General features: G+C 71.8%; 5 protein-coding genes and 1 pseudogene. 4 read left to right on the top strand and 2 right to left on the bottom strand.

Annotated features, from left to right (window positions below; translation table 11 throughout):
* The first annotated feature begins 266 nt into the window (after positions 1 to 266).
* Entirely contained in the window at positions 267 to 1847 is a 1581-nt protein-coding gene (locus tag FRZ03_RS38115) for an acyl-CoA mutase large subunit family protein (protein ID WP_146469730.1), read from the top strand.
* A 66-nt stretch (positions 1848 to 1913) separates the two neighbouring features.
* Complete coding sequence (leuE, locus tag FRZ03_RS38120) at positions 1914 to 2567, top strand: leucine efflux protein LeuE (protein WP_146469731.1); 654 nt, start codon at positions 1914 to 1916, stop codon at positions 2565 to 2567.
* A gap of 17 nt (positions 2568 to 2584) precedes the next feature.
* On the opposite strand, the gene FRZ03_RS38125 is transcribed toward leuE, so the two are convergent.
* Both FRZ03_RS38125 and FRZ03_RS41090 read right to left on the bottom strand, forming a co-directional pair.
* Positions 2585 to 3652: an acyltransferase family protein gene (locus tag FRZ03_RS38125; RefSeq protein ID WP_315902692.1), complete on the bottom strand. Its 1068-nt coding sequence runs from the start codon at positions 3650 to 3652 to the stop codon at positions 2585 to 2587.
* A gap of 43 nt (positions 3653 to 3695) precedes the next feature.
* Positions 3696 to 3878: pseudogene (locus tag FRZ03_RS41090) on the bottom strand (DUF6716 putative glycosyltransferase); the annotation flags it as partial.
* A gap of 198 nt (positions 3879 to 4076) precedes the next feature.
* On the opposite strand from FRZ03_RS41090, the gene FRZ03_RS38130 reads away from it, so the two are divergent.
* Both FRZ03_RS38130 and FRZ03_RS38135 read left to right on the top strand, forming a co-directional pair.
* The gene (locus tag FRZ03_RS38130) at positions 4077 to 5054 is read left to right on the top strand and encodes a glycosyltransferase family 2 protein (RefSeq protein WP_146469733.1); all 978 of its coding nucleotides are present in this window, start codon (positions 4077 to 4079) and stop codon (positions 5052 to 5054) included.
* On the top strand, positions 5051 to 6385 hold the full coding sequence (locus FRZ03_RS38135) for a polysialyltransferase family glycosyltransferase (RefSeq protein ID WP_146469734.1): 1335 nt from the start codon (positions 5051 to 5053) through the stop codon (positions 6383 to 6385). The genes FRZ03_RS38130 and FRZ03_RS38135 overlap by 4 nt, the downstream gene beginning before the upstream one ends.
* The last annotated feature ends 37 nt before the right edge of the window (positions 6386 to 6422 follow it).

Raw genomic sequence — 6422 nt, forward strand, 5'->3', positions numbered from 1 at the left:
CCGGCGGGCCCGACTCAGACCCACGCGCCGTGACGGCCTCCGCAGGGCGTTCGGCCCCTCCCCACAAGGCCGCGGACGGCGAGGGCGGTCTCGGCGGGGAAGGCTGCCGGGGGGGCGGGCACCGGCCCGTCCTGGCGCCGGGCGGGCGCACGTGGGCCGGCGCCAGGACGGTCCGGGACCCGCGCACCCGGATGCCTTCCCCGCCGTGACCGCCGTCGTCGTACGCGGCATGGTGGGGAGGTACGGAACGTCCTGCGGAGGCCGTCATGGCGCGTGAGTCGGAGTCGGGCCTGCCGATCGAGCCGGTGTACGGGCCGGACGCCCTTGCCGGCTGGGACCCCGCCGCAAAGCTCGGGGAACCGGGGTCGTACCCCTTCACCCGCGGGGTCTACCCGAGCATGTACACCGGCCGCCCCTGGACGATGCGCCAGTACGCCGGTTTCGGCACGGCCGCGGAGTCCAACGCCCGCTACCGGGAGCTGATCGCCCACGGCACCACCGGGCTGTCCGTCGCCTTCGACCTGCCCACCCAGATGGGCCACGACTCCGACGCGCCCCTCGCGCACGGCGAGGTCGGCAGGGTCGGCGTGGCCGTCGACTCGATCGAGGACATGCGGGTGCTGTTCGACGGCATCCCGCTGGACCGGGTGTCCACGTCGATGACGATCAACGCCCCGGCCGCGCTGCTGCTCCTGCTGTACCAGCTGGTGGCGGAGGAGCAGGGGGTCCCGGCGGACCGGCTGACCGGCACGGTCCAGAACGACGTGCTCAAGGAGTACATCGCCCGCGGCACCTACATCTTCCCGCCCGGGCCCTCCCTGCGGCTGACGGCGGACATCTTCCGGTACTGCACCGCGGAGATCCCGAGGTGGAACACCATCTCCATCTCCGGCTACCACATGGCCGAGGCGGGCGCCTCCCCCGTGCAGGAGATCGCCTTCACCCTGGCCGACGGCATCGAGTACGTGCGCACGGCGGTCGCCGCCGGGATGGACGTGGACGACTTCGCCCCACGCCTGTCGTTCTTCTTCGTGGCCCGTACGACGTTCCTGGAGGAGGTCGCCAAGTTCCGTGCCGCGCGCCGGATCTGGGCGCGGGTGATGCGGGAGGAGTTCGGGGCGCGCGACCCCAAGTCGCTGATGCTGCGGTTCCACACCCAGACCGCCGGGGTGCAGCTGACCGCGCAGCAGCCGGAGGTGAACCTGGTGCGGGTCGCGGTCCAGGCCCTCGGCGCGGTCCTCGGCGGCACCCAGTCCCTGCACACCAACTCCTTCGACGAGGCGATCGCGCTGCCCACCGCCACCTCCGCGCGGCTCGCCCTGCGCACGCAGCAGGTGCTGGCGCACGAGACGGACGTGACGGCGACGGTCGACCCGTTCGCCGGGTCCTACGCGGTGGAGCGGATGACCGACGACGTGGAGGAGGTGGCCGTCGAGCTGATGCGCAAGGTCGAGGAGCTGGGCGGCGCTCGGGCCGCGATCGAACGAGGGTTCCAGAAGGCCGAGATCGAGCGGAACGCCTACCGCATCGCGCAGGAGACGGAATCCGGCGAGCGGGTGGTGGTCGGCGTCAACCGCTTCCGGCTGGACGAGGAGGAGCCCTACGAGCCGCTGCGCGTGGACCCCGCCATCGAGGCCCGCCAGTGCGAGCGCCTCGCCCGGCTGCGTGCCGGACGCGACCGGGCCGCGGTCGACTCGGCCCTGACCCGGCTCGCGAAGGCGGCCGAGGGCGAGGACAACGTCCTGTACCCGATGAAGGAGGCGCTGCGGGCGCGGGCCACGCTCGGCGAGGTGTGCGGGGCGCTGCGCGAGGTGTGGGGGAGCTACGAGCCGAGCGACGTGTTCTGAGCGGCGGCCGGTGAGGTGCCGCCCGCCCGGGTCCCGTTGTCGTACCCCCGTGCGACACTCCTTGCCATGTTCGGTGTCGTCCATCTCCCCACGTATCTCGCGGGCGTGGCCCTGATCGTGCTGCTGCCCGGGCCCAACTCCCTCTATGTGCTGTCCGTCGCCGCCCGCCGCGGGGTGCGCGCCGGGTACACCGCGGCCGCCGGGGTGTTCTGCGGGGACACGGTGCTCATGACCCTGTCCGCCGCCGGGGTCGCCTCGCTGCTCCAGGCCAACCCCCTGCTGTTCGGGATCGTGAAGTACGCGGGCGCCGGATATCTGACCTGGCTGGCGATCGGCATGATGCGGGCCGCCCGGCAGATGTGGCGCACCCGGCGGGAGCGGCGGATGGAGGAGACGCCGGCCGAGACGGCCGCCGCCGGCGAGGAACGCCCCTACCGGCGCGCCCTCGTGGTGAGCCTCTTCAACCCGAAGGCGATTTTGTTCTTCGTGGCTTTCTTCGTCCAGTTTGTCGACCCGGGCTACGCCTACCCGGCCCTCTCCTTCGTCGTGCTGGGCGCCTTCGCCCAGGTGGCCAGCGTGCTGTACCTCAGCGCCCTCATATTCGGCGGCACCCGGCTCGCCGCCGCCTTCCGCCGCCGCAAGCGGCTGTCGGCGACGGCGACGTCGGCGGCCGGCGTCCTCTTCCTCGGCTTCGCGGTGAAGCTGTCGCTGGCGTCGTAGCGCCGCGGGGGCGGCCCCTAGGCCGCCGGTTCCGGGGTCCTCGGGACGGTGGTTCTCCGCAGCGCGTTCTTGAGCCGCCTGCCGAGCGGTTTCTCCACGAAGCGGTGGATGAGCCACGCCAGCACCAGCATGGCCAGGACCGTCGCCCCGAGGGTCGCCCCCGGTGGCAGGCCGAGGGCTCGGTGCAGGACGCGGATGACGAACCAGCCCAGGTGTTCGTGGACCAGGTAGAAGGGGTACGTCAGCGCGCCGGCCGTGGTCAGCCAGGGCCAGGACGCCCAGCGGGTCCAGCCGACGGCGACGGCGGCGACGGCGCCGAAGGCGAGGGCGACGATCAGGACGACCACGTAGGGGTCGCGGTGGAGGCCGGAGTGGCCGGCGGGGTGCCACAGGCCGCGGGTGGCCTCGCTCTGGCCGAGCAGCAGGGACACCGCGACGATGCCCCACAGCAGCGGGTTCCCGCCGAAGCGGTGCACCAGGTAGAGGGCGAGACCGCCGACGAAGAAGGGCGCGTACTCGGGCATGAGGACCTGGTCGGTCAGCGCGTTGCCGGTCGTACGGCAGACCGCCACCGCCAGCGTCCACCCGGCGCAGAACAGCACCACCCGGCGGTAGGTGACGCCCCGCACGACGACGAGCAGGGCGAACAGCGCGTAGAAGCGGACCTCGGCCCACAGCGTCCAGCACACGCCGAGCACGCGGGTCGCGCCCATCGGCTGTTGCAGCATCGTCAGGTTGACCAGGAACTCGTCCAGGCGGACCGGCGGGACGACGACCGGGAGGACCAGGGACGCCGCGGTGACCAGCGCCAGCGCGACCCAGTAGGCGGGGTAGAGGCGGGAGACCCGGGAGCGGAAGAAGTCGCCGAGGGTGCGGCCCCAACTGCTCATGCAGATCACGAAGCCGCTGATGACGAAGAAGAACTGGACGCCCAGGCAGCCGTAGACGGACGCCCGGGACAGGGCCGGGAAGAGCGCGGACGGGCTCTGGTGCCAGGACTCGGAGACCGTGCCGCCGCGTCCGGTGTAGTGGTAGAGGCAGACCATCAGCGCGGCCACGAGCCGCAGCCCGTCCAGTGCGAGCAGCCGGCTCCGGCGGCCTTCGGGGGCGGGAGCGGGGGTGGGGGCGCAGCCCCGCCCGGCTCAGCTGGCGGGCGGTCGGGGTGGCGCGGCCGCGCAGGAGGTAGCCGTCGAGCCGGACCTCGGCATCCGCCGGAGTGAGCCGCCGCGCGGTGAGCGCGCCCCACTTCCAGCGGGTGTCGGAGTCCGCGAGGACGGCGACCCGCAGGGACTTCGTTGCACTTGCTGGCACGCCGAAGACGCTAGGAAGGCATTCCGCCGTTCCGCCCAACCCGAATGCAACAAACGGTTAACAGCACACCGCCGAACGGCGAATCGGCTCGCGGGGGTCCCGCAATAAAGCCCGGTTCACGGCTTCGCCACATGCCATTCACCCAGTATCAAGCAAGGCGTCAAGACGAATGACGGGCATCCGCCTAACGTCCCTGACGTGGTCAAGCTCTCCGTCATCGTGCCGTTCTACAACGTGCAGCAATACGCGCCCGACACGCTCAGGAGCCTGAAGGCGAACGCGCGTGAGGACTTCGAATTCATTCTCGTCGACGACTGTTCCCGCGACGGGACGCCCGGGATTCTCGCGCGCGCGGAGCGCGAGCTGCCCGGGGCGGTCCTCGTCCGGCACGAACAGAACGGGGGTCTGGCGACCGCGCGCAACACCGGGATCGACCGGGCGCGCGGCGAGTACCTGACGTTCCTGGACGGCGACGACTGGCTCGCCCCGGGCTACTTCCGCCAGTTGGTCGGGGCGATCGAGGAGTTGGGCGTCGACTTCCTGCGCACCGACCATGTGCAGTGCACCGCGCGGGCCCGCCAGGTGCACCGGGTGCCGGTCGGGCGGCGGAACCAGGTGCTGAACCCGCGGGAGGCGATCCTGCCCGCGGACCGGTCCACCTCGGTGGACTACGCGTTCGCCTGGGCGGGCGTCTACCACCGCCGGCTGGTGGACAAGGGCCTGCTGCACTTCACCGACGGGCTGCGCACGGCCGAGGACCGGCCGTGGATCTGGAAGCTGCACCGGGAGGCCGAGTCATTCGCCGCGGTGAGCCTGCTCGGCGTGTTCTACCGGCGCGGGGTCGCCTCCTCGCTCACCCAGATCGGCGATGTGCGCCAGCTCGATTTCATTCGGGCATTCGATCAGGTGATAGCGGAAACCGCCGCGGACCGGGATGCCGACGCGCTGCTGCCGAAGGCAGTCCGTACGTATTGCGCCATCATTTCCCATCATCTGGGATCCATCGAAAGGTTCGAGCCCGCGGTGGCGAAGAAACTGAAATCCCTGAGTGCCGCCGCGCTGCGCCGCATGCCGCAGGACGTGCTGGACGAGGCCCTGGACTCCATGGACGTGCAGCGTGCCACCAAGCTGCGCCGGCTGCGCCGCCGTCCCGTCGCCGCGGGGGCCGCCGCGTGACCACCCAGATCTTCCAGGCGTCGACGCTGTACGGCATCGCCACCCTCGCCGCCGCCCTGGACTCCGGCTGCTTCGACTCCGCCGACCGGCGGATCCTGCTGGTCTGCAACAACGCGGCGACGCCCGAGACGACGCCGGGTCCCGACGAGATGCCGGGGTTCGAGCGGCTGCGCGACCGGTTCGACGACGTGATCTCCTACAACGCGACGATCTTCCCGTTCCACCCGGGCGGCTGGGCCCCCCGCGTGGACGACATGCCGCTGTGGGAACGGTTCCTGCGGCATGAATGGCAACTGGGCGATGAGGACGTCGAGTTGGTCGTCGAGTCGATCCAGGTCAATCCGGCGCTCGCGCTCGGCCAGATCTTCAACGGCGCCCCGGTCACGGTCTACGCGGACGGCCTGATGTCCTACGGCCCGACGCGCAACAAGATCGACCCGCTGGTCGGCACGCGCATCGACCGGGTGCTCCACCTGGACCTGGTGCCCGGCCTCGCGCCGCTGCTGCTGACCGAGTTCGGGGTGCCCGCGGAGCTGGTCCCGACCCCCGCCTTCACCAAGGTGCTCGCGGAACTCGCCCAGAGCGCGGAGGAGTCGCCGGACGCCGAGGAGCCCGCGCTGCTGCTCGGGCAGTACCTGTCGGCGCTGGACATCCTCACCGCCGAGCAGGAGGAGAACCTGCATGTGCGGATGCTGAAGGGCGCGGCCGCCCTGGGCCACACCACGATCGTGTTCAAGCCGCACCCCACCGCCCCGGCGCGCTACACCCGCTCGCTGGAGCAGGAGGCGGAGCGGCTCGGCGTCGAGCTGACCGTCGTGGACACGCCGGTCCTCGCCGAGGTGCTGTACCAGCGGATGCGTCCCGCGCTGGTCGTCGGCTGCTTCTCCACGGCCCTGCTCACCGCCTCCGCGCTCTACGGCCTGCCGGTCGCCCGGGTGGGCACCGAGCTGCTGCTGGAGCGGCTGACGCCGTACGAGAACAGCAACCGGATCCCGGTCACCATCGTGGACGCGCTGCTGCCCGATCTGGCCGACTCGGCCGCGGTCACCGAGCGGCGCCAGGGTATGGACGTGGAGCGGCTGGGCGCGCTGGTGCGCGCGGTGGGCTTCGCGATGCAGTCGAAGATCCTGCCGGGGCTGCGCCCGGAGACGGAGAGCTGGCTCGCGGCCAACTTCGGGCCCGCGACGTCCCGTTACTTCAAGCGCCGTCGCCTCACCTCGCTCGCCCTGCCCGGCGGCATCCCCGCCCAGCTGGCGTTCATCCCGCGCAACGTGACCGTGCGCCGGGTGGCGAAGAAGGCGCGCAGCCTGCGCAGGACGGTACGGCGCTGAGTCCGGCGCCCGGTCCCGGCGGACCCGCCCCGCACCC

The organism is Streptomyces misionensis (assembly GCF_007896895.1).
Lineage (GTDB): Bacteria > Actinomycetota > Actinomycetes > Streptomycetales > Streptomycetaceae > Streptomyces > Streptomyces misionensis_A.

Coding starts and splice junctions, on each gene's coding strand:
- leuE (WP_146469731.1), top strand. CDS start 1,914: ATGTTCGGTGTCGTCCATCTCCCCACGTATCTCGCGGGCGTGGCCCTG.
- FRZ03_RS38115 (WP_146469730.1), top strand. CDS start 267: ATGGCGCGTGAGTCGGAGTCGGGCCTGCCGATCGAGCCGGTGTACGGG.